Origin of the sequence: Pontibacter pamirensis (assembly GCF_010015475.1) — a bacterium.
Taxonomy (GTDB): Bacteria; Bacteroidota; Bacteroidia; order Cytophagales; family Hymenobacteraceae; genus Pontibacter; species Pontibacter pamirensis.
In genome coordinates, this window is the sequence record NZ_SSNI01000010.1 from 115,732 (window position 1) to 137,183 (window position 21,452).

The 21,452-nt window shown below is 48.4% G+C and carries 12 protein-coding genes; 6 read left to right on the top strand and 6 right to left on the bottom strand.

Going from position 1 to position 21,452, the window contains the following annotated elements; genetic code table 11:
• Nucleotides 1-4: 4 nt before the first annotated feature.
• A complete protein-coding gene (gene paaE, locus E1919_RS10685) occupies nt 5-1,078 on the bottom strand; it encodes a 1,2-phenylacetyl-CoA epoxidase subunit PaaE (protein WP_162053379.1) in 1,074 nt (357 codons plus the stop codon).
• Between the two features lie 285 nt (nt 1,079-1,363).
• Between paaE and E1919_RS10690 the strand changes: the two genes are divergently transcribed.
• A complete protein-coding gene (locus E1919_RS10690; RefSeq protein ID WP_162053380.1) occupies nt 1,364-2,326 on the top strand; it encodes a DNA adenine methylase in 963 nt (320 codons plus the stop codon).
• On the opposite strand, the gene E1919_RS10695 is transcribed toward E1919_RS10690, so the two are convergent.
• Nucleotides 2,312-2,842: a hypothetical protein gene (locus E1919_RS10695; protein WP_162053381.1), complete on the bottom strand. Its 531-nt coding sequence runs from the start codon at nt 2,840-2,842 to the stop codon at nt 2,312-2,314. The two genes, E1919_RS10690 and E1919_RS10695, sit on opposite strands and share 15 nt — an antisense overlap.
• Before the next feature lie 578 nt (nt 2,843-3,420).
• Here E1919_RS10695 and E1919_RS10700 point away from each other — a divergent pair.
• From E1919_RS10700 to E1919_RS10720, 5 genes are all read left to right on the top strand, one after another.
• The gene (locus tag E1919_RS10700; protein ID WP_162053382.1) at nt 3,421-4,059 is read left to right on the top strand and encodes a hypothetical protein; all 639 of its coding nucleotides are present in this window, start codon (nt 3,421-3,423) and stop codon (nt 4,057-4,059) included.
• A gap of 326 nt (nt 4,060-4,385) precedes the next feature.
• The gene (locus E1919_RS10705) at nt 4,386-7,814 is read left to right on the top strand and encodes a DUF7133 domain-containing protein (RefSeq protein WP_162053421.1); all 3,429 of its coding nucleotides are present in this window, start codon (nt 4,386-4,388) and stop codon (nt 7,812-7,814) included.
• Nucleotides 7,815-8,277: 463 nt separating this feature from the next.
• The gene (locus E1919_RS10710) at nt 8,278-9,279 is read left to right on the top strand and encodes a formylglycine-generating enzyme family protein (RefSeq protein WP_162053383.1); all 1,002 of its coding nucleotides are present in this window, start codon (nt 8,278-8,280) and stop codon (nt 9,277-9,279) included.
• Between the two features lie 34 nt (nt 9,280-9,313).
• Nucleotides 9,314-10,633, top strand: coding sequence for a Gfo/Idh/MocA family protein (locus E1919_RS10715; protein ID WP_162053384.1), 1,320 nt, complete (start codon nt 9,314-9,316; stop codon nt 10,631-10,633).
• Nucleotides 10,634-10,791: 158 nt separating this feature from the next.
• Nucleotides 10,792-11,790, top strand: a complete 999-nt coding sequence (locus E1919_RS10720) for an FAD:protein FMN transferase (RefSeq protein ID WP_162053385.1) — start codon at nt 10,792-10,794, stop codon at nt 11,788-11,790.
• Between the two features lie 676 nt (nt 11,791-12,466).
• On the opposite strand, the gene E1919_RS10725 is transcribed toward E1919_RS10720, so the two are convergent.
• The 4 genes from E1919_RS10725 to E1919_RS10740 form a co-directional block, all read right to left on the bottom strand.
• On the bottom strand, nt 12,467-13,390 hold the full coding sequence (locus tag E1919_RS10725; RefSeq protein WP_162053386.1) for a hydroxypyruvate isomerase family protein: 924 nt from the start codon (nt 13,388-13,390) through the stop codon (nt 12,467-12,469).
• Nucleotides 13,391-13,506: 116 nt separating this feature from the next.
• Nucleotides 13,507-14,391: a hydroxypyruvate isomerase family protein gene (locus tag E1919_RS10730; RefSeq protein WP_162053387.1), complete on the bottom strand. Its 885-nt coding sequence runs from the start codon at nt 14,389-14,391 to the stop codon at nt 13,507-13,509.
• Nucleotides 14,392-14,459: 68 nt separating this feature from the next.
• Nucleotides 14,460-17,579, bottom strand: a complete 3,120-nt coding sequence (locus tag E1919_RS10735; protein ID WP_162053388.1) for a PVC-type heme-binding CxxCH protein — start codon at nt 17,577-17,579, stop codon at nt 14,460-14,462.
• Nucleotides 17,580-18,084: 505 nt separating this feature from the next.
• Nucleotides 18,085-21,450 carry a VCBS repeat-containing protein gene (locus E1919_RS10740; protein WP_162053389.1) on the bottom strand — a complete coding sequence of 1,122 codons (3,366 nt, stop codon included), beginning with the start codon at nt 21,448-21,450 and terminating at the stop codon, nt 18,085-18,087.
• Between the last annotated feature and the right edge of the window lie 2 nt (nt 21,451-21,452).

Here is a 21,452-nt window from a genome sequence, read left to right on the forward strand (position 1 = left end):
ATTATTACTGGTCAAAATCAACAATTACCTTCTCTGTCAGCGGACGAGCCTGGCATGTTAATATATAACCCGCCTGCACCTCTTCGGGTTCAAGCGAGTAGTTGACATCCATCTCCACTTCGCCTTCTATTACCCTGGCACGGCAGGTGCTGCAAACGCCTCCTTTGCAGGAGTATGGCAGGTCAGCTCCCATTTCTATCGCGGCATCCAGAATGGTATTGCCGTAGTACGACATGTCCAGGTTCATAACCACGCCATCCGTTTTCACGGTTACCTTGCTCTGCTTGTCTACCTCCCCGGCAGGTCGTTCTTTGCGACTTTTATTATTCCCGCTGTCGCCTGTGGTGAACAGCTCAAAGTGCACCTTTTTACTCTCCACGCCCGCTTCAAGCAGCGCATCCTTCACGCCAAAAATCATTTCCTCGGGTCCGCAGATAAAGCACTCGTCAATCTGGTCAGGCTCAATGATATTGCCCAGGAAAACCTTGGTCTTCTCTTTATCTATACGGCCAAAGAACAGTTCCGTGTCGCCGTGCTCCCGGCTCAGGATGTGGTACACGCTCAGCCTGTTCATGTACTTGTTCTTCAGTCCTTCTATTTCTTCTTTAAAGATGATGGAGTTGCGGCCCTTGTTCCCATAAATCAGGTACACCTGGCTCTTTGGCTCCGTCATCAGAATGGTCTTCATGATAGAGAGCACCGGTGTAATACCGCTGCCAGCGGCAAACATCACGTAAAGCTTCTCGTTCTCCGGGTTCAGTTCGGTGTAGAAACGCCCCATTGGCGGCATTACCTCCAGCTCCTCCCCCACTTGCAGCGCCTCGTTGGCGTAGCTGGAAAAGACACCTTCCGGCACTTTCTTGATGGCCACCTTCCATTCGTTTTCCAGCGGGCTGGAGCAGATGGAATAAGAGCGCCTCAGCTCTTCGTCGTTAAACTGCCGCCTGAAGGTAAGGTACTGCCCCTGGGTATAGCGGAAGGTATTTTTCAGCTCCTCCGGCACATCCAGCGACACGGTGACACAGTCGTGCGTTTCACGGTTAATACGTTTAATTTTTACCTTATGAAATTTGCTCATCAATGTTCAGTTCTTATATCCTATACGCTACCTGACTTGATTACTTCCCTGCAACTAACTCATATCATTCAGCGAAGTGACTCTAATCAAATATACGCATTTTTATTTAGCTAACAAACGTTAGGTAGGTGAATCAGATACAGGTGCAGTGTCTTTTTTTTTCATACAGATGCTGTATTGGTGAAAAGGGAAAAGCATACAGATGAACCGTACATTAAAAATCACCTGTCGTAAAGGACACCTCGGGATAAATAAGTATTTTTGCGCCCTAGCAAAGGAATATAGATGTTATCTAACACAACGAGAGAGGCGGATATTAAACCATTTTTAAAATGGGCGGGTGGCAAAACACAATTACTTCCAGCTATTGAAGCAAAGCTGATCCAGCGGTTAGAAAGCAAAAGTACCATAGACTTTATCGAACCATTTGCTGGTAGTGGTGCCGTTTTGTTTTTTATGCTCAGAGCATACGGCAAGTATGTAAAGCACGCTGTCATCAATGATATCAACACTACACTGACCGACTGCTACCTAACCATCAAGCAGTCGCCGGAGCTCCTCATAAAAGAACTAGCCGGACTTGAAGAGCAGTATTATACCTATGCATCAGAGGAAGACAGGAAACAATTTTTTCTGGAAATAAGGGAGGAGTTTAATCACCTGGAAGAGAACCCAACCCGGAAAAGCGCTTTGATGATTTTTCTAAACAAAACATGCTTCAACGGCTTGTACCGGGTTAACTCCAAGGGTGGTTTCAATGTTCCGTTTGGCAAATATGCCAATCCTACCATTTGTAATGCGCCAGTGATACGGGCCAACAGCGAGGCGCTTCAAAAAGTAGAAATACTAAATACCGATTTCAGAGAAACCGAAAAACACATCCACCCGGATGCCTTCTTTTACTTCGACCCACCTTACAAACCCATCAGCACGACAGCCTCTTTTAACGCTTATGCGAAAGAAGGCTTTATAGATGAGGACCAAGTCAGGCTAAAGAAGTTTTGTGATGCCGTGCATGAAGGACAGGCGTATTTTGTGCAAAGCAATTCAGATACTACCAACAACGATGAGAGCAATAACTTTTTCCAGGACTTGTATCAAGATTATACAATAGAAAAGGTAAAAGCAAAAAGAGCCATCAATTCGAAAGGCAGCGGCCGGGGTGAAATATTTGAGCTGCTTATTTCCAACGACAGCATTTTAGCTGACACTCAACCCGCTGAAAGGAAAGCTTTACGAATTTTTTAGTTTCAGAACTTTAACTCCTGCTACTTCCGCAGCAACAAGACACCTTGGCACTAGACGGCCAACAGTAACATAGCTTTTGCCGTTACCTACAGGAGTTGAAGTTTTCTTTTCGCTGAAGTCTGCTATATGGTTCTTAAACCAATCTCTTGTGGCGGGCATTGGCAGCACATGCAGCTCTTTTGCATTTACAAAATAATAGTATACATAGTCGGCTTCTGTATACATAAAACATCCGGGTGTGCCTTTTCCTTCGTTGCTGCAGGTTTCAAAAAAGTAGTTGCCGGTTTTGTACCACCTGTCCCCTTTTACCTCTATACTGATAGTCTTGATACTTCCGTCGTCAAGTTTCCTGTTCCACAACAAATCAATGTCTTTTTCCCTGTAGGATGGATCACTTTCCACATTGATAACTTCTACTGTGGCAGGCTGCCTTCGCAACAATGCTTCAATTTCTGCGGCTGCTTTATCTGCCACCTCAGAAGCACCCTCCATTGAATATTTCCTTAGGTCTGCCATCAGCTGTTGATTATTAAGGGTTTCTTCAAATTTATCAGGGGCGATAAAAGCAAGTAGCTCACTATAGTAATTAGCGCGCGGACTCAAGGAGTATGCAACGTCAACACCCTGCGACGCACTAATCCACAGTGTACGTTGTAAAAGGCTCTTTCCCCATACAGCGGAACGCAACTATCATCTTCAGGTTATCACCTATACTACCTTTTGGTGCCGGAGGAACAGCAAAGCACTATTGTACTATGTTGGTGCAATAGAAGCATTATTACAACAACACCTCCCCTGATACCTTCAACTGGTATCTAAGCATAGCGGCAGCCGCGGATTACACTCTTATATAATTTTAACTTTTTTAATAGATGTTCAAACAACTTACCCTTATTAAAAAACACTGGATTTATCATTCACGAATCAAAACACTACACTCACACCTTCTACATAGCTCATTACCAGTTAAAAAGTGGGTTTCAGAAGATTCGGTTATTAGTCCCCCGTAGGTAGAGTGTACTAAAAAAAAATATAAAATTATGAATATCAAAACTTTATTTCCAGCACCAACAAAATTTATTGCGGCAGCTGCCATGGCATTCACATTTGTTTCTTGCGAGCAATCAGATATTTCTCCTGATGCGAAACTTTCAGCACAGAATGTAGCGGAAGCGCACCAGAAAGGCGTGAACAAAGGCTCTGCTATTGAGCGTACTTTTATGGCGAACCTCCAGCCACTAAACAACTCTGGCGTTTCAGGCACAGCCACTATCACAGTGGATGCGAATGTACTAACTGTAGAGGTAATGGCATCTGGACTGGAGCCAAACCTACCCCACCCGCAACACATCCACGGATTTAAGGATGACAACAGAAACGCAACCTGCCCGACTCCTGCTGATGACACAAACGGAGATGGATTTGTAGACCTCGTGGAAGGACTTCCTTCTTATGGACCAGTTCTTCTTGAACTCTACGTACCAATTGACGAGTTTCCTGTTGCTGATGCAGATGGAAACTTAAACTATACGCGTACGTTTGAGCTTGGCGAAATTGAGTTTGAAGAAGAAGGCCAGGTTATCGATTACAAGGACTTGAAGCCGCTCCAGAACAGAGCCATCGTATTACACGGCCTGACTGTAAACAGTGTTTACGTACCTACTATGCCTGTAGCTTGTGGCCAGATTATGCCGACAAACAGTGGCAAAGGAATGGCTAAAGGGAAGAAGTAGTCTTTTGCTAAGCAGCTGAATCATAGAGTTTAGCAGAAATTGCTTTATATATAGAGGGAGCGTAGGTTTATACCTGCGCTCCCTCTGTTGCTTTTTAAGCAAAGCGGATGTTATGAAAGAAAAGACTTTGCTGCTGCCTCCTTAAAAGTAAGCAGTCACATTCAGGCAGTTTCTGTTACGAAATAGCATAAAATTTCTTACCTTCAGATTCCAATGTTTTGACTTCTAGAAGAACGAAACCAAGAACAGTACCTAATGGAAGAAGCACGTGCTGTTAATTTTCACAAAAGCGTTTAAAAATCAATTCTTATTACATGTCATTTAATATGAAAAAGGCTGTTTTAACAACCCTGAAAAACAACCAAAAGGCTTTTTGGGTCTCTGCCCTGTTTCCTGCCTTGCTTCTTTCAGGATATACTATACAAGACCCTGTGGACAGGAGAATCAAGCAATTGGCTCCTGAAGAGGCCGCTGAAATGGCTAAATCCATTGAGGCGCTCGTCACCCCTGAACTGGCTGATGGCCTGACGCTCCGCTTATGGGGCGTGGATTCCCTGGTGGCGGACCCTATTTCCATCGATATTGATGACCAGGGGCGGCTGTATTATGCCAGAACCAACAGGCAGAAGAATTCTGAATTCGATATTCGGGGTCATCAGGACTGGGAGATTGAGTCTATACAGTTGCAGACGGTTGAAGAGAAGCGCGCCTTTCTGCGCAAGGTCCTGTCTCCGGAAAACAGCGAGAAAAACGAGTGGTTGGCCGACCTGAACAAAGATGGCTCGCACGACTGGAGAGACATGACTGTTGAGAAAGAGCACATCTACCGCATAGAAGACACAAACGGCGATGGCGTGGCAGACAGATCGCAACTGGTGGTAGAGGATTTTCATGAGGAGGTAACCGATGTAGCCGGGGCTGTTATGTCCTATGGTGACGACCTTTTTGTAGGCGTGGCTCCCGATCTGTGGCGCATGAGGGATAAGAATGGGGACGGCATAGCAGATGAAAAGACTTCTCTTTCGCATGGCTACGGTATACACGTGGGGTTTGGTGGCCATGGTATGTCTGGTTTGGAAATGGGACCTGACGGCAAAATATACTGGGGCATTGGCGACATTGGCTTTAATGGCACCGGCCCTGACGGGCAGAAGTGGGAACACCCGAACGAAGGCGTCATTGTAAGAGCTAACCCTGATGGCAGTGATTTTGAAGTGTTTGCCCATGGTCTCCGGAATACACATGAATTTGTTTTTGATGAATATGGCAACCTCATCAGCGAAGACAATGACGGTGATCACCCTGGTGAAAAAGAGCGTTTGGTATACATTGTGAACGGCTCTGACACCGGCTGGCGCACAAACTGGCAGTTTGGCAAGTACCGTGACCCGGACAACAACACCTATAAAGTGTGGATGGACGAGAACATGTACAAGCCACGCTTTGAGGGACAAGCCGCCTATATTACACCGGCCATTGCCAATTTTGTAAGCGGCCCTACCGGTATGTTGTATAACCCTGGCACAGCACTGAGCCCTAAATACAAAAACACCTTTTTTATTGCAGAATTTGTGGGTAACCCCGCCAGGTCCGGCATCCATGCCTTTAAGCTGAATCCTAAAGGAGCCTCCTTTGAGCTTGGAGAAAGTGAAAAGATCATGAGTGGTGTGCTGGCAACCGGTATAGACTTTGGACCGGATGGCGCCATGTATGTGGCAGACTGGATTGACGGCTGGAACACAAAAGACCACGGCCGCATCTGGAAGTTGGATGATGAAGACGGGGCGGTATGGCCCGAGCGACAACTGACACAGAAGCTTTTAGCAGAAGACTTCACCCAACGCAAAGAGAAAGAACTGGGTGAGCTGTTAAAAAACCCGGACATGCGCGTAAGGCAGAAAGCCCAGTTTGAGCTGGCAAAGCGTGGTGCAAAAGGCGCTAGTGTCTTGCAGAGAAGCATCCGGCAAAAAAATAACCAGTTAGCCCGGGTGCACGGTATCTGGGGTATCAGCCAGTTGGCCCGCCAGGATAAGAAATATGCCAAAGTACTCCTGCCGCTCCTAAAAGACAGTGACCCTGAAATAAGAGCGCAGGCTGCCAAATGGTTGGGTGATATACGGTATAAGGAGGCTGGTGCTAACCTGATGCCATTGCTGAAAGACCAGAATAGCAGGGCCCGTTTCTTCGCCGCAGAAGCACTTGGTCGTATAGCTTACGAACCGGCTGTTATGCCGCTTATTCAATTGCTGAAGGACAATAACGACGAAGACGCCTACATACGCCATGCCGGAAGCCTTGCTTTAGCCCGCATCGGTAAAGCTGAACCTGTAGTTGCCTTAGCCAACGATCCGTCGCGTGGTGCGCGAATTGCCGCCGTAGTAGCCCTGCGCCGCATGAAGCACCCGGGAATAGCTAACTTCCTGAAGGACCAGGATGAGTACATTGTAACAGAAGCGGCACGGGCCATTAACGACGACCTGTCTATAGAGCAGGCACTTCCTGCTTTGGGCAATGTGCTGCAGGAATCTCGTTTTACGAATGAAGCGCTGCTAAGACGCGCCATCAACGCAAACCTGCGCGTTGGCAACCAGCAGGCCATGCAAAACCTGATCGACTATTCCCTTAAGGAAGGCGCTCCGGTAGCCATGCGGGCTGAAGCCATGGATGCACTGAGCACCTGGGCCAAACCATCTGTGCTGGACCGTGTGGACGGCCGCTACAGAGGTGCTATAGAAAGAGATCCGACGCTGGTTAGAAACAAGGCAGCGGATGCACTCATACAGGCATCAGGACATGCCGAAGCCCCGGTACGGCTGAGCGCTGTCAGGGCGATTGGCAAGCTTAAAGTAGACCAGGCATCTACTCCGCTTTTTACCCGCCTGCAAAACGACAAAGAAGCAGAGGTGCGAGTAGAAGCGCTGCGCTCACTGGCATCCGTTGAAGATGCGCAGATAGGAAAAGCCATTGAGCAGGCCATATCGGACCAGGAGAAAAGCGTTCGGGTAGCAGGCCTTGATATGCTAGCAGACATGGATATTTCGAAAGAACTGATGGTGACGCTGCTTTCTGACGTCATCAACAAGCGGACGACGGAAGAAAAGCAGGCTGCCCTTATGACGCTCGGAGAATTACCTGTAGAAAATACCCAGCCTGTCTTTAACGACTTACTGACGAAACTGGCGAACGGCAAGCTTCCTGTGGAAATCCAGCTGGAGTTAGCGGAAGCTGTTGCCAGCACCCGTTCCCCAAAGCTGATTACCAGACACAAAGAAATCAGCGCGAAGCATTCTTCTGGTGCTCCGGAGGCCGCTTTTGAAGGAAGCTTGTATGGCGGCGATCCGAATCAGGGCAGAAGGATATTCTTCAGCCATCAGACGGCGCAGTGCATCAGGTGCCACTCCTACGATGATTTGGGCGGCAATGCCGGTCCCCGTTTAAACGGCATATCCAAAAAACTTACCCGCCCTCAATTACTGGAGGCTTTGATCAACCCGAGCGCGCGACTGGCTCCAGGTTATGGCGTGGTAACGTTGGAGCTTAAAAACGGCCAGACAGTAAGCGGTATACTCCAGGATGAGCAGGACGACAGCATTTCAGTGAAGGTAGGCGGGCAACCTGAAACCGTCATCAAGAAAAGTGAAATTGCGAAAAGGACCAATGCTGCTTCCAGTATGCCTAATATGCAGTATCTGTTGACGAAAAGAGAGATACGGGATTTAGTGAGTTTCCTTTCTACTTTAGAGGAAGACAGCTGATGACAAAAACGGCTTAGAGTTTCACAGCTTATAAGCTGTTCCGGTTTAAATTGAATTAAAAGAGGAGGTGTTGCATACTTAACGGGTATGAAGCACCTCCTCTCCTTTTATGATGCCTGCATAGTTGCTTCATGCTTCCTGATTCTGCGTCACCAGGTCGAACCACCCCTCTCCCTCCTGCCCAAAGCGGGGAATTTAGCAAACATCGCCGGAACAGAATTCAAGTAAGTAGTATCCCATTTTCCATCGCCACTTCATCAAAAATCAGCAACAACACCGGTATAACTGTCACACTCACAAATAATAATGAGTAATTACTTGCTTATTTCATTATTTATAATAAAATTATATGAATTATGATTTTTAATTACCCTTAAAGTTCCTTTTTTGAAAAGTGGCATGTGTAAAAGCTGCCGGCGTTTACAGGAGCCCCAAAGTGGTGTAAAAAACAATAACAGCCTGCATGAATATTTCACAACTATCTTTTAGCCTGTTTCTTACAGGGTTAACTTATTTCACACTTACACCCAACACCGCATATTCCCAACAGTCTAACAAAGAGCCCTATACTCAGGAAATTGCCGGCACACAACTTAAGTTTGAAATGGTTCCTATTCCGGGTGGCGAATTTATGATGGGGAGCCCTGCTAGTGAGCCGGGAAGAGACGAAGACGAAGGGCCGCAGCATCCAGTGAAAATCGATCCTTTCTGGATGGGCAAGTATGAGGTAACCTGGGATGTTTTTGAGCCTTTCGTTTACAAGGATTATGAGATAACCCAAAGCAACGGCACCGTGAGTGCAGAAGTAGATGCTGTCGCACGGCCTACAAAGCCTTACCTGGACATGACCTTTGGCATGGGCAAAGAAAACCACCCTGCCGTCGGAATGACACAGTATGCCGCCATTCAGTTTTGCAAATGGTTGTATGCCAGAACAGGTGTTTTCTACCGGCTACCAACCGAAGCGGAATGGGAATATGCCAGCAGGGCGGGCGCAACAACAGCGTATGCCTTCGGTGATGACTCCTCCGACCTCGATGCATACGCGTGGCACCGGGCGAACAGCAAAGAAGAAACACACCCTGTCGGAAGCAAAAAGCCCAATGCCTGGGGCCTTTATGACATGCACGGCAATGTGGCCGAATGGACAGCAGACCAGTACATCCCGGATTATTATAAAAAGTTTAAAAGTAAGGCCACCAGCAACCCTGTAGCTACTCCAACAGAACTTTACCCGCATGTAATCAGGGGTGGCTCTTTTGAAGATGAGGCGCCGGCATTACGGTCTGCCAATAGGGAGGGCTCAGACCCGAACTGGAAAAGGATAGACCCGCAGATACCCAAAAGTAACTGGTGGTTCCCGGAAGCCCCCTTTGTTGGCCTAAGGCTTGTAAGGCCGGTGAACCCACCCTCAAAAGCAGAGATCGACGCTTACTACAACCAGGAACCGACACCTGATTATTAATTTGTTTATAACAAACCTTAACCTATAAAACAGCATGAAAGATTTCGATTCGAACAAGCGAAGAGAGTTCCTGAAAGCGTCTGCCATACTGGCTGGCGGAGCAGTATTGAGCAGCCTTCCCTTAGCAGGTGCCTATGCAGCAGGAAAAGGCACTATCAAAATTGCCTTAGTCGGCTGCGGCGGCAGAGGTACAGGAGCAGCCTTTCAGGCATTGGCAACGAAGCATGATGTGCAGTTGGTAGCCATGGCTGATGCCTTCCAGGACCGGTTGGACAAGAGCTACGAAAGCCTGTTTGGCAAGTTCGGAAAAGCGAAGGTCAATGTTCCGGAAAGCAAGCGGTTTGTAGGGTTTGATGGATACAAACAGGCGATAGCCGATGCTGATGTTGTGCTGCTGGCTACTCCTCCGGGTTTCAGGCCTATCCATTTCGAGGAGGCCGTGAAACGAAACAAGCACGTGTTTATGGAAAAGCCTGTTGCCACAGACTCTCCAGGTATACGCAAAGTGCTGGCTACTGCTGAGGAAGCGAAGCAAAAGAAGCTGAACGTAGTGGTGGGTCTGCAGCGCCGTTACCAGAACAATTACCGTGAAACCATCAAGCGCATAGAGGATGGAGCTATAGGCGATGTGGTATCCGGGCAGGTTTACTGGAACAGTGGCGGTGTATGGGTGCGGCCACGTGAAGCCAATCAAACCGAAATGGAATACCAGATGCGCAACTGGTATTATTTCAACTGGCTTTGCGGAGACCATATTACCGAACAGCACGTGCACAACATAGATATTGCTAACTGGGTAAAAAACAGCTACCCGGTTTCAGCACAGGGTACAGGAAGCCGCTTCCTGCGAACAGGAAAAGAGTATGGTGAAATTTTCGACAACCATACGGTGGAGTTTTTATACGCAGATGGCGCTGTTATCCAAAGCCAGTGCCGCCACTACGAAGGCACCAAAAACCGGGTAGACGAAAGCTTCCAGGGCACAAAGGGCAAGGTATACCTTTCTGCCAACAACGACGGAAAGCTGTGGGATTACAAAGGCAACTCCTTGTATGACCATGCCGGCAAAAACGACCCTAACCCGTACCAGACCGAGCATGACGAGCTATTTGCTGCCATTGCCGCAGGCCAGTATAAATTTGCAGACGCTGAGCGCTCTGCAATGAGTACCATGACGTCGCTCTTAGGCCGCTACGCGACCTACTCCGGTCAGGAAATTAAGTGGGAAGACGCCCTGAACTCTGACATCAACCTGATGCCGGATACGTTCGCCTGGGATGCTAAACCAAAGATTCTGCCAGACGCCAACGGATTTTACCCGATTCCTATGCCAGGCAAAACAAAAGTGATTTAACAAAATTCTGATTTACTTTCAGAGGAGATTGTTCCGAAAACCACGGCTGCTGAGACAAGCATTCCGGTTTGGTTGACGGGGCAATCTCTTTTGTTCTTAGACTTGCGCAACCTTGTGTCAGTATTTCTGACACGCTGTACCACTACTCTTTCTGACCTATGCGATTGTTGTTGCTGTGCCTTTTTGCTTCACTTCCTTTCATTTTCACCCAAACTGAGCTAAAACAGTATACCATCAGAGGCCTTGCCCAGGGAACAACTTACCAGATAACCTATTACGCCGAAGACAGCAGTATCACAAAGGCGCAGGTAACTTACATTCTGGCGCAACTCGACAGCTCCCTTTCCATTTACCAGCCTTATTCCCTGATTAGCCAGTTCAACCGCTCTGCTTCCGGGTTACAGGTAGACAGGCACCTTCAAAAGGTGGTAAAAAAGGCACAGCAGGTTTCACGTAAAACAGGCGGCGCTTTTGATATTACGGTACAGCCCCTGGTGCAGGCATGGGGTTTCGGAACCGAACGGGCTTCGGCTCTTCCTGATTCAGCCGCCATACAAGCGTTGTTGCAATGTGTGGGTGCAGGTAAAATACAGCTTCATCGAAACCATTTAAAAAAACAAGCACCCTGTGTGAGAATAGACGTGAACGGAATTGCGCAGGGTTACAGTGTGGATGTACTGGCAGATTTCCTGGAGAAAAAGGGTATCAGGAGCTACCTGGTAGAGTTGGGCGGTGAGATGCGGGTGAAGGGGCGGAAACCCGGTGGCAAGTTGATGGCTATAGGAATTGAAGGACCGGCTGAGGGTAATCTTTCTAATCCTTATCCCATACAGAAAATCATCACACTTGAAAAAGGGGCGATAACTTCTTCCGGCAATTACAGAAAGTTTTACCAAAGCGGCTCCAGAAAAATTTCTCACCTCATAGATCCTGTTACTGGATACCCCTTAGATAATGAACTGATAAGCGTGACCGTTTGGGCTGAAGATGCCATGACAGCTGATGCCTATGATAATGCGCTGATGGGAATGGGGCTGGAAAAAGCGCTCCGTTTTGTTGACCGCCAGAAGGGGCTGGAGGCATATTTTATATACCGAAAGCCGGATAAATCTGTGGCGGATACCGCTACAACTGGTTTCTATAAGTTAATGAAATAAGCTATACCGCTTCTTGTGGACCATACTCCATAGCATCTTTAGGCTTTTCAGGATTAAGAGTTAATGATTCTGTCTAAGCTACCATAGTGACTGTACATCCAGCGGCAACTAACCTACAGTTTCATTGTGTCTCTCTGAGCTCTCAAGGCCGAGAGGCCTCGTCTTCGGGCATCGCGCTGGGAGTTTTTGCGCCGGGGCGCTGCCGCGCGAGCGGCACCAAAAATCTCCAAAGGCGCTCAACCCAAAGACTGGAAACACCTTCACTCCGTGCTGACGAATGAGTAAGGTTATGTAGAAAAAATATTTACATAGAATTTGTACACAATATCATTTTATTAGCTCGAAGGAAAAGTGATTCCAGTTTTTCAGAGAGGCGCCGGGGGTAGGGGCCCTCTATTTGTAGATTTCCGGTGCCACGCTAGTGGCAGCCGATAGGCAGGAAATGTACACAGCGCCGAACTGGAAAACGCGCCCTCGCGGGAGTGGAGCGCTAAGTTATATCCATGCAAAAGGCTGCTCATGAGTCGCTGTATAAGCTGTAGCCACGATAGCTTAGACAAAATAGGATAAAGAGCCTACCTTAGTTACTAAAGGGGAAAACGGGCAGTGTGATTATCTGAAATCACACTGCCCGTTTTGGCATAAGCAAAATAAACTGTAACCAATTTACCTGTACCTACGCTTGCATAAAGTTATCCACTTCTCTATAGGCTTTTATAACGGCGAGCTCTCCTGCTTTGCCTTTTCCGGCGTTGCCATGCTCCATGCCCATCACACCTCTGTAGCCTTTTTCATAAATATGCTTGAACACATTTTTGTAGTTAATTTCCCCTGTTGTAGGCTCTTTTCTTCCTGGGTTATCTCCTATCTGTATATAAGCAATCTCGTCCCATGTCTGGTTCATGTTATGGATAATGTGTCCCTCATTCTTCTGCATATGATAGATATCATACAAGAGCTTACAGGAAGGACTGTTAACTCCTTTGCAGATCATGTACGTCTGGTCCGAGTTGCGCAGGAAAAGGTTTGGCGAATCGCTGAGCGGTTCCAGTACCATTACGATACCGTGTGGTTCCAGAATCTCCGCTCCCTTGCGTAAAGCCTCAATAACGTTTCCGGTTTGTACTCCAATAGGAAGGTTCCGTTCAAAATCACCGGGCACCACTGTCACCCACTTCGCATTTACCCGTTTGGCTACCTCAACGGCTCGCTTGCAGCCGTCCAAAAATATATCAACGTGTTCTTTTTTTCCTGCCGCCAGTGTATTCTGGGAGTTTCCACCTTTGTCAACCACAAATACGCCCATTGTCATACCTAACTTGGCGAGTTCTTTCCCTATCTTCTCCTGATCACTAACCGGGCGTCCCATCATGCCATTGTCCTCAAGGGCAGTGAATCCCTGATCCCGCATGAACCTGAGCTGGCTTATCAGATCATCACCTGCTAAGTCTTTAAACATGCCAAAGTGTGGGGCGTAGTTCAGGTTAAAAGTTTTGCCTGCCTGCTTCTCAGAAAAAGGGCTTCCGGCGAAGGCTGATGTTCCAGTTGTAAGGGCTACGGCACCCAGGAGACTGCTTTTTAAAAACTCACTTCTTCTCATTTTTTTTGGTGTTTAGTGATACAGCAGCAGACAAACTGAATGTTGTGATGGCTGCGGCATACACAGTGTTATGAATCAGCAAAATAACTTATACCAGATGTAGCACTTATTACAGCTTATACATCGCAGATCACAATACTTTCCCGTAGCGAAGCAAGCGGATCCCCCGACGCCGGCACGAACTCCTGTCCTACAAAACCCTTGAAGCCTGTATCAACGATCGCCTTCATGATAGCCGGGTAATACAGCTCCTGTGTATTGTCAATTTCGTGGCGACCGGGCACACCAGCTGTGTGGTAGTGAGATATGTAAGGGTGGTATTCTTTGATAGTGCGAATTACGTCTCCTTCCATAATTTGCATGTGGTAGATGTCGTAGAGGAGCTTAAACTTATCAGAGCCTATCATCTTCGCCAAATCAACACCCCATTTGGTGTGGTCGCACATATAGTCTTTGTGGTTTACCTTGCTGTTGAGCAACTCCATCGACAGCGTCACATTATACTTCTCTGCCGTAGGCATCAGGCGTTTAAGACCTTTGGCGCAGTTCACCATTCCCACCTCATCACTCATACCGTTGCGATTACCTGAAAAGCAGATCAGGTTATCGAGTCCGGCAGCAGCCACTTTTGGGATCATTGCTTCGTAGCTTGCAACCAGTTCGTCGTGGTACTTCGGATTATTAAAGCCTTCAGTCAAGCTTTTCTCCGCTCCCCAGGCCATGGCGCAGGTCAGGCCATATTTCTTCAGCATTGGCCATTCATCAGGACCCAGCAGCTCGATAGAAGACAGGCCCAGGCCCTTTGCCGCTTTGCACAGATCCTCCAGCGGCATGTCATTGTAGCACCATTTACAAACGGAATGCTTGATTTTGCCTTTTAATTTTAAATCCTTTAAGCCAGCGGCTCTCAGTGGTTCGGGCAACAACATGGCAGAGGTGAGCACTGCGGCGCCACCTGCCATATTTTTCAGCATGCTGCGCCGGGTATGTTGGTTTTTCATTTCAATGTTTCTTTTGAACTATTATCAATTTATGGTTGCCGGAGGTCCGGCATGAATTTATCTGCTCGTTATAATTTTGCTGTCGGCTTTTTGAGGGAGTACAGATACTCCACCAGGTCCACCAGTTCCTGCTCTGACATGGCTTGCTGCAGGTTAGAAGGCATGATAGAGTTATCCATTTGTTTTCTGGATGCGATATTTGACTTATCTAAATTACTCTTCATTCCTCCCGGGAAAACTAACTCCACTTCATCCTCTGTTTCGCTGGCAATGATGCCAGCTACTTCGCTGCCATCCTTCATTTTGAAAAGAAAGCCTTCGTACCCAAAGCTGATACCAGCGTCAGGGTGGAGAATGGATACATACAGGGCGTCTTTGGTGAGTTTGCTGCCAATCTGTGTCAGTGCCGGGCCAAAGTTAGCGCCTTCATCTCCCACCTGGTGGCAAACACCACAAGACTGCAGGAACACCTGCTTACCCTTTACTGCAGAACCCGGACGCATGGCCAATTCACTAATCGGTGGCAGCGGCTTGCCTCCTGTTGCATTAGCAACCTTCAGGTATTTCAGCGCTTCATCGCGTATACCCGTGCGCATGGCGCCGGCCAATGCTATCGACGCTGCCGGCTCCAGCTCCTTCGGAAGCTTACCGTCACGGACCACGTTCATCAGTCGCTCCTCTCCGCTCCAGCCTGTACCTAGCGACTTCACAGCTACTTTGCGAATGGCCATATCTGCTGATTTGTCCATCACAACAGACTGAATCAGGTCCATAGACTCGTTATTGCCCACGCGGCTCAATGCCCTTAGCACTGCCAACGCATCAGCCTGATTCTTACTGTTGATAGTCTTATTTAACAGGCTGCTTCCCTCTGAATTAAGCAATAACCTGGCTGCCTCAACCCCGAGGTTGTTATCCGGGTTAGCAAGTGCCATTTGCAGGAGTGCCTCATTCTGGTTTTTTAGTTTATAGCGTCGTACAAGGTTCAAATACTCCTGTGTCCCTTTTAGCTCCGCCAAAGTCCTATCTAGTACAGCCCTCGCTTTTGGCGATTTTTCTATGTTGGATGGGCTCAGGTGATTTAAAGCTAGCTTTGATACTTCTGCTTTATGCTGCCCCTGATCATCGAGCAAGGCTAACAGTGTTTTCTCTTTAGCAGGATCATCGATAAAATCAAAAGCTCTGAAGAACTTTGCCCGGTCCTCTGACGAGGTACCCGCATTTGTGATGTACTGTGAAAGGTACGGCAGCGCAAGGCCAGTCCTGGAACGCCAGACAATATCTTGGCTGGCTTTATTAGTCATTTGGTTACCAACTTTCGCCTGGTAAGCAGTAAAGAACTTGTCCCATTGCTCGTCAGCCCCGATACCCAAGGCTTCCAAGTACCAGCGGTCCTGCCCATCATACTGCTGCGCCAGCTCTGCCCAAAGCGCAGGCACCTCTGCCGATTTGTTGTGCCGGAGCGCAATGGCTGCTTCCCGGCGCACCTGTGGGCTAGGGTCTTTCACCAGCTGCTGCACGTAAGGGATAATATTATCTACCTCCTGGCGGGCAATACGGAGGCCGGTTATGCGAATGTCAGGGTTCTTATCCTGCAGTGCCTGCTGAATGTATTTGTCGCTCTTTCCTTCGATTTTTGCCAGCAGCCAGAGCGCTCTTGCTCTCATCCGCTCGTTATCAGATTTCCATAGCTTTTGCAGCGCAGGCTCTGCTTTTGTTCCCCAGTTGTGCAGCTTCTCCCAGGCCAGGTAACGTGTAGCGAGGTTAGGGTTTTGCAGCGCCTCTACAGCTCCCTTTGGTGAGCTCAGGTCCAGCTGAGGAGTTCTGTAAGGTACTCCGGGAGGGGCAATTCTGTAGATGCGTCCCCTGTTCATGTCCGCCATCTGGTGGCCGCCCACGCCTGGGTCATACCAGTCAGACACATAGATAGAGCCATCAGGGGCAACACTCAGGTCAGAGGGGCGGAACCACTGGTCACGCACCCCATCTACCAGCGGCACAATCTCTGCTTTATACCCTGCGCCGTCGTTTGTTACAGGGTATGATCGGACCGTGTTCGGGCCAGCGTCTGTATGAATCATCTGGTTACGGTATACTTCAGGGAGCAAATTACCTTCGTACACCACCATGCCTGTAGGAGAACCTGCGCCTGTCTGAAGCAGGTTCGGAACGGAACCAGGGTCATTTAAATGCCAGTGCTGTTTTGGTATCTCCTTCTCCATGTTTGTCCGGTGAGATCGCCAGCCAGCGCCTGTCATTTCGTCGGTATAGCCGTAGTTACCGAATTCCATTACATAATTGATGCGTACGCCCTGGTTGCCGTCATCATCATTATCCGACTGCCAAAGTGTACCATAGGAATCCACAGCAGCTTCATAGTTATTGCGGAAGTTGTGAGCCAGTACCTCAAATTCTGTGCCGTCAGGGTTTACCCGGAAGATCATTCCCTGGCGGTAGGGCTTGCCGCTGTTGTTTACTACCTTGCCGTCTTTGTCTACTATGGGCTTGCCATTGCGGTCGAGTATCTGCTGGCCTTCGTTACCGAAGTTGAAGTACAGTTTGCCATCCGGGCCGAAAGTAAAAGAGTGGATGGCATGATCGTGCTGCTCTCCGCCTAAGCCAGAGTACAAAATCTCTTTCTTGTCTGCCACATCATCTCCATCGGTATCTGTAAACAGAAACACGTTCGGGCTACTGGACACAATGACCTTGTTACCCAGCACAGCTACACCAAGAGCAGCATCAATGTCTTTGCCCTGGTAAAACACCTTGGCAGTATCGGCGCGGCCATCGTTGTTGAGATCTTCCAGAATCAGAATACGGTCTCCTTCTCCCCGCTGTGGGTTGGTTGGGTTAAGCTCCGGACGGTAGTTATAAGCCTCAGCCACCCACACCCGGCCCTTAGCATCTACATCAATGTTGGTGGGGTTGCCCATCATAGGCTCAGAAGCGAAAAGCTTTACCTCCAGTCCGTCCGCAACTTCCAGACCTAAAAGCGCATTCTCAGGAAGCCTTTTTTCCTCTTCAGTTAATTTGCTGTATTGCTCCTCCCGCGATGCAAGAGTAGATTCGGTTTGATCCGCTTTAGGTAGTACCTGCTGGGCTGTGGTCGTTTGCTGCGGATTGTTGCAGGACGACGTTGCCAGCACACTCATCAGAAAAGCTACCGGAAATATATTTCTTTTCATTGGGTAATGGTCTTTTTAATGTTACTGTGCTCTGTACAAGGCACTGTTAAGAATGTCATTATATCTTTTTTCAGAAAATAAGAGTATCAGCTTTAAACGGTATAGGACGTGCTGGCAAATTTTATCAAGCCATGCATCATCTCCTTAAGCGCTCAATCACTTACTACCATAGCCGTTAATTCTTCTGTGCGACTCATGTTAAAGTATAGCAGTGTTTAACTTAAGTGAATAAAATGCAGAGCGGAAAAAGCCTTTCTACTTACCTTAAAGGAAGTTCAAGCTTTACTCCATAATTGTAAGCTATTCTAAATATATGTATATCAGGTAAGAAAACAAACATTTAGCACGAAGATCAACTGTAGCTAAAACACTATTAACAGAAATAGCAATAATACACCCTCCACCGCCACCTCTAAAATTTCAGCACATTTCTGCTCGAGCCAAAGCCTGGCCGTTCCCTCAGGGACCCGCAAAACTGAAAATGACGGCAGAAAAGTGCATTCATTTAGTTTGGATATTTCATCTTGTAAGCCTTCACATCCTGCTGATTTATACCAAACAACAGCGTGTTGTTTACCTGCAGTATACTCCTTACATCGCCATTCACTTTAAAGCCGGATTTGGCTTGCGGAATATAAGTAAACCCTCCTTTTCCATTGCCTTGCAGCAGCATACCATAGTTCGCATCATACTTGCCAAAGCGAAGACGGGCCTGGCTTATGTTGCCTCCTAACAGCAGATCCTGATTACCATCCCCGTTATAGTCAAGGCTGGTCATAGCGTACACCGGGGAATACTGCACTTCCATGGGCAGGGGCTTTTCTAAAAACTTCCCATTTGTGCCGCTTTCAAAATAAGTAGTCTTTAAATGATTGACAGTTAAATGGCCTGCTCCGGCAAGTTCTTGGGGTGTGAAAATATCCTGCATGGTGGCGTCTGCATAGCTCTTATAGTCTGTGAAGCGCGTACGCATCAGGCTTATCTGGTCCAGCAACTCGTCGCGGGTTACATAAGGGTAGCTTTTGCCCTGTATGTAGAAGGTCAGGATGGGGTCAACAGAGCCATTGTCGTCGAAGTCCTTGTAGTAGAGTTCTGCCGGCTGTTTGTCTGAAACTTTCACCTGGGCGTTCAGACCCAGATTGCCTATTACCAAATCAGGCTTGCCGTCCTGGTTCAAGTCGTTCACCAGCAACTCATTCCACCAGCCCCTGTACTTCTTGTCGAAATAAGCATCGGTCGCATCGCTTAACCGGCCATTCGTGTTCTTGAAAACCGTAACCGGCATCCAGTCCCCTACTACAACCAGTTCCTGCTTTTTGTCCCCGTTCAGGTCATGCCAGGCGGCGTCGGTCACCATACCTAACTTTTGCAGCTCCGGGGCAAGCGACGCAGTAGCATCCTTAAAGCCTCCTTTGCCGTCGCTTAGCAGCAGATAACTTTGCGGTGTCTCTGGATACCGGCCCGGTATCACGCGTCCTCCCACAAACAGATCGGCAAATCCGTCACCGTTTATGTCGGCTGCCCGGGCGCAGCTCGTGCTCGTGTGCATCGCCGGCAGCGAATTGGTGCTCTTCGTGAAATTGCCCTTGCCATCGTTGAGGTATAGCCTGTCCTGCAGCAACGCGTCATCCGGCGCAAAGTCGTGGTAGCCACCGCTAACGACGTACAGGTCCGGGAACTGATCGTTGTTGGCGTCAAAAAATACGGCATCCACATCCTCGCTCATTTTGTCGGCGTCAAAGGCTGGCGTAGGCTTATGTGCAAAGGTACCATTCCTTTGCTGAAGGTACAGTTCCGCCGACTGCCCTTTGCCTCCACCGGCAAACACATCCTCCAACCCATCCCCATTAACATCGGCTTTTACCAGGCAGGGCCCGGAGAAAGAGAGTGGATTAACGAGCAGCGGCTGCCGCTTAAAATCATTTGTCGTGTTTTTCTGATGGGCAAAGGAAACGGGTGCTTTGGCTTCTTCGAAAGCAGGGGCACTTGGCCTTAGTGAACGAGAAGGAGCGCCTGCTTCACTCTCTTTCAGGGTAAGCACCTGGTTTGATGTTACATCGCGCAGCACCTGCTGCTTTCCGCTTAGCCAGACAACCTGAAGAGAGTCTATTGTGTTCTCCTGCCCCAGGCCAAAATGCAGCACAGGCGACACGCTGGACTGGTAGCCGCGCGAAGGCATCTGCTCCTGGTACTGCTGCTTGCCATTGGCATAAAGCATCACTTTGGCGCCTATTCCGGCTGTGTTCTTACCGGCTCCTTGCAGCCTGAGTTGCAGGTAGTGGTGGTCCAGTTGCTTGTTCGATTCATTCTGGTAAATAAAAGCAGGCTGGTTGATGTTGTTGACGACCAGGTCCAGATCACCGTCATTGTCCAGGTCAGCATACGCCGCCCCATTGCTGTTGGAAGAGACGCTCATACCCCAGTCCCTGCCTTTGTTCGTGAAGGACAAGTCGCCATTGTTCTTGTAGATGTAGTTGGTGACGTTAGACGAAGGTATTTTATTTACCAGTTCCAGCACGTGTTCCCGCTGCATTCTGCCACCCTTTTGCTGCACAAAGCCACCCATGTATTTAATAAAGTCCATGTTAGTGTAGTCGCGCAGATAACCATTGGTAATGAACATGTCTTTCCAGCCGTCATTGTCGTAATCAGCCACCAAAGGAGCCCAACTCCAGTCGGTGTTAGAAAGCCCTGCCAGCTGCCCCACCTCGCTGAAAGTACCGTTGCCGTTATTTACCTGCAGCATATTGCGCATGTACTGGTAATGGAACCCGGATCTAAGGCTGAGATTGAACTTCTCATAGTTGTCCGGGGCGAACAACAGCTTTTGCCGGCGGTTGTCTTCCGGGAGCATGTCCAGGGTAAAAATATCCGGGAAGCCGTCGTTGTTGATATCGGCTATATCGCTGCCCATCGAAAAGTGAGAAGTGTGCCCCATACTCAGCTTCAGCTGATCAGTGAAGGTTCCGTTTTTGTTGTTGATGTAGAGGTAGTCGGGGATATCATAATCATTGGAAACATAAATATCCGGCCAGCCATCGCCGTTAATATCGGCTACTCCGGCTCCCAGGCCATACGTTAGGGTCGATGACTGTATACCTGCTTTTTTTGTTATGTCCTGAAACTTCCCGTTATCGTTCCTGAAAAGCCGTACCCCGCGCTGCACATCTTCCTTTTCAAGCAGTTCCGCAGTAGAGACTTCATCCAGCACAGGCAAAGACTCCGGGCTATGGTTCAGGAGAAACATGTCTAAATCTCCATCTCGGTCCATGTCAAAGAATACAGCATGGGTACTATTAGAAGAGCTGTTCAGACCATACTGTGCCGCCTGTTCTGAGAACTGCGGTATACCGTTGGCACCTGGCCCTTCATTGATGAACAGCTGATTCTCCCGCTTTTCAGGGCGCAACTTCCCGGAGTAGTTGACATATATGTCTAATAAACCGTCTCCGTTTACATCAGCTATGGTTACCCCGGTTGTCCAGGGGCCTTCCCTTCCGGCCACGCCTGCGGCGGTTGTTATATCCTCGAACAGCATGTTGCCTTTGTTCAGGTACAGCCTGTTCGGGGTCATGTTTCCTGTAAAGTAGATGTCCTGCAGGCTGTCTCCGTTTACATCGCCTACCGCTACGCCGCCGCCGTTATAGAAGTACTCGTACATTAATACATTCGTATTCAGCCCTTCGGTCAGGTTGTTGGAGAACTGAACACCAGTCTTACTGGCAGGGAGCAGGGTAAACAGAGGATTAGCGACAACGGCAGGGGCATCAGATGGCTCCTGCTCTTCTACGGAGGCATTTTCCTGGCAAGCTGAAAAAAGGGAAAGGGCGAGTAACAGGATGGTAGGTAGAGAGGCTCGGAACTTGCTCATTA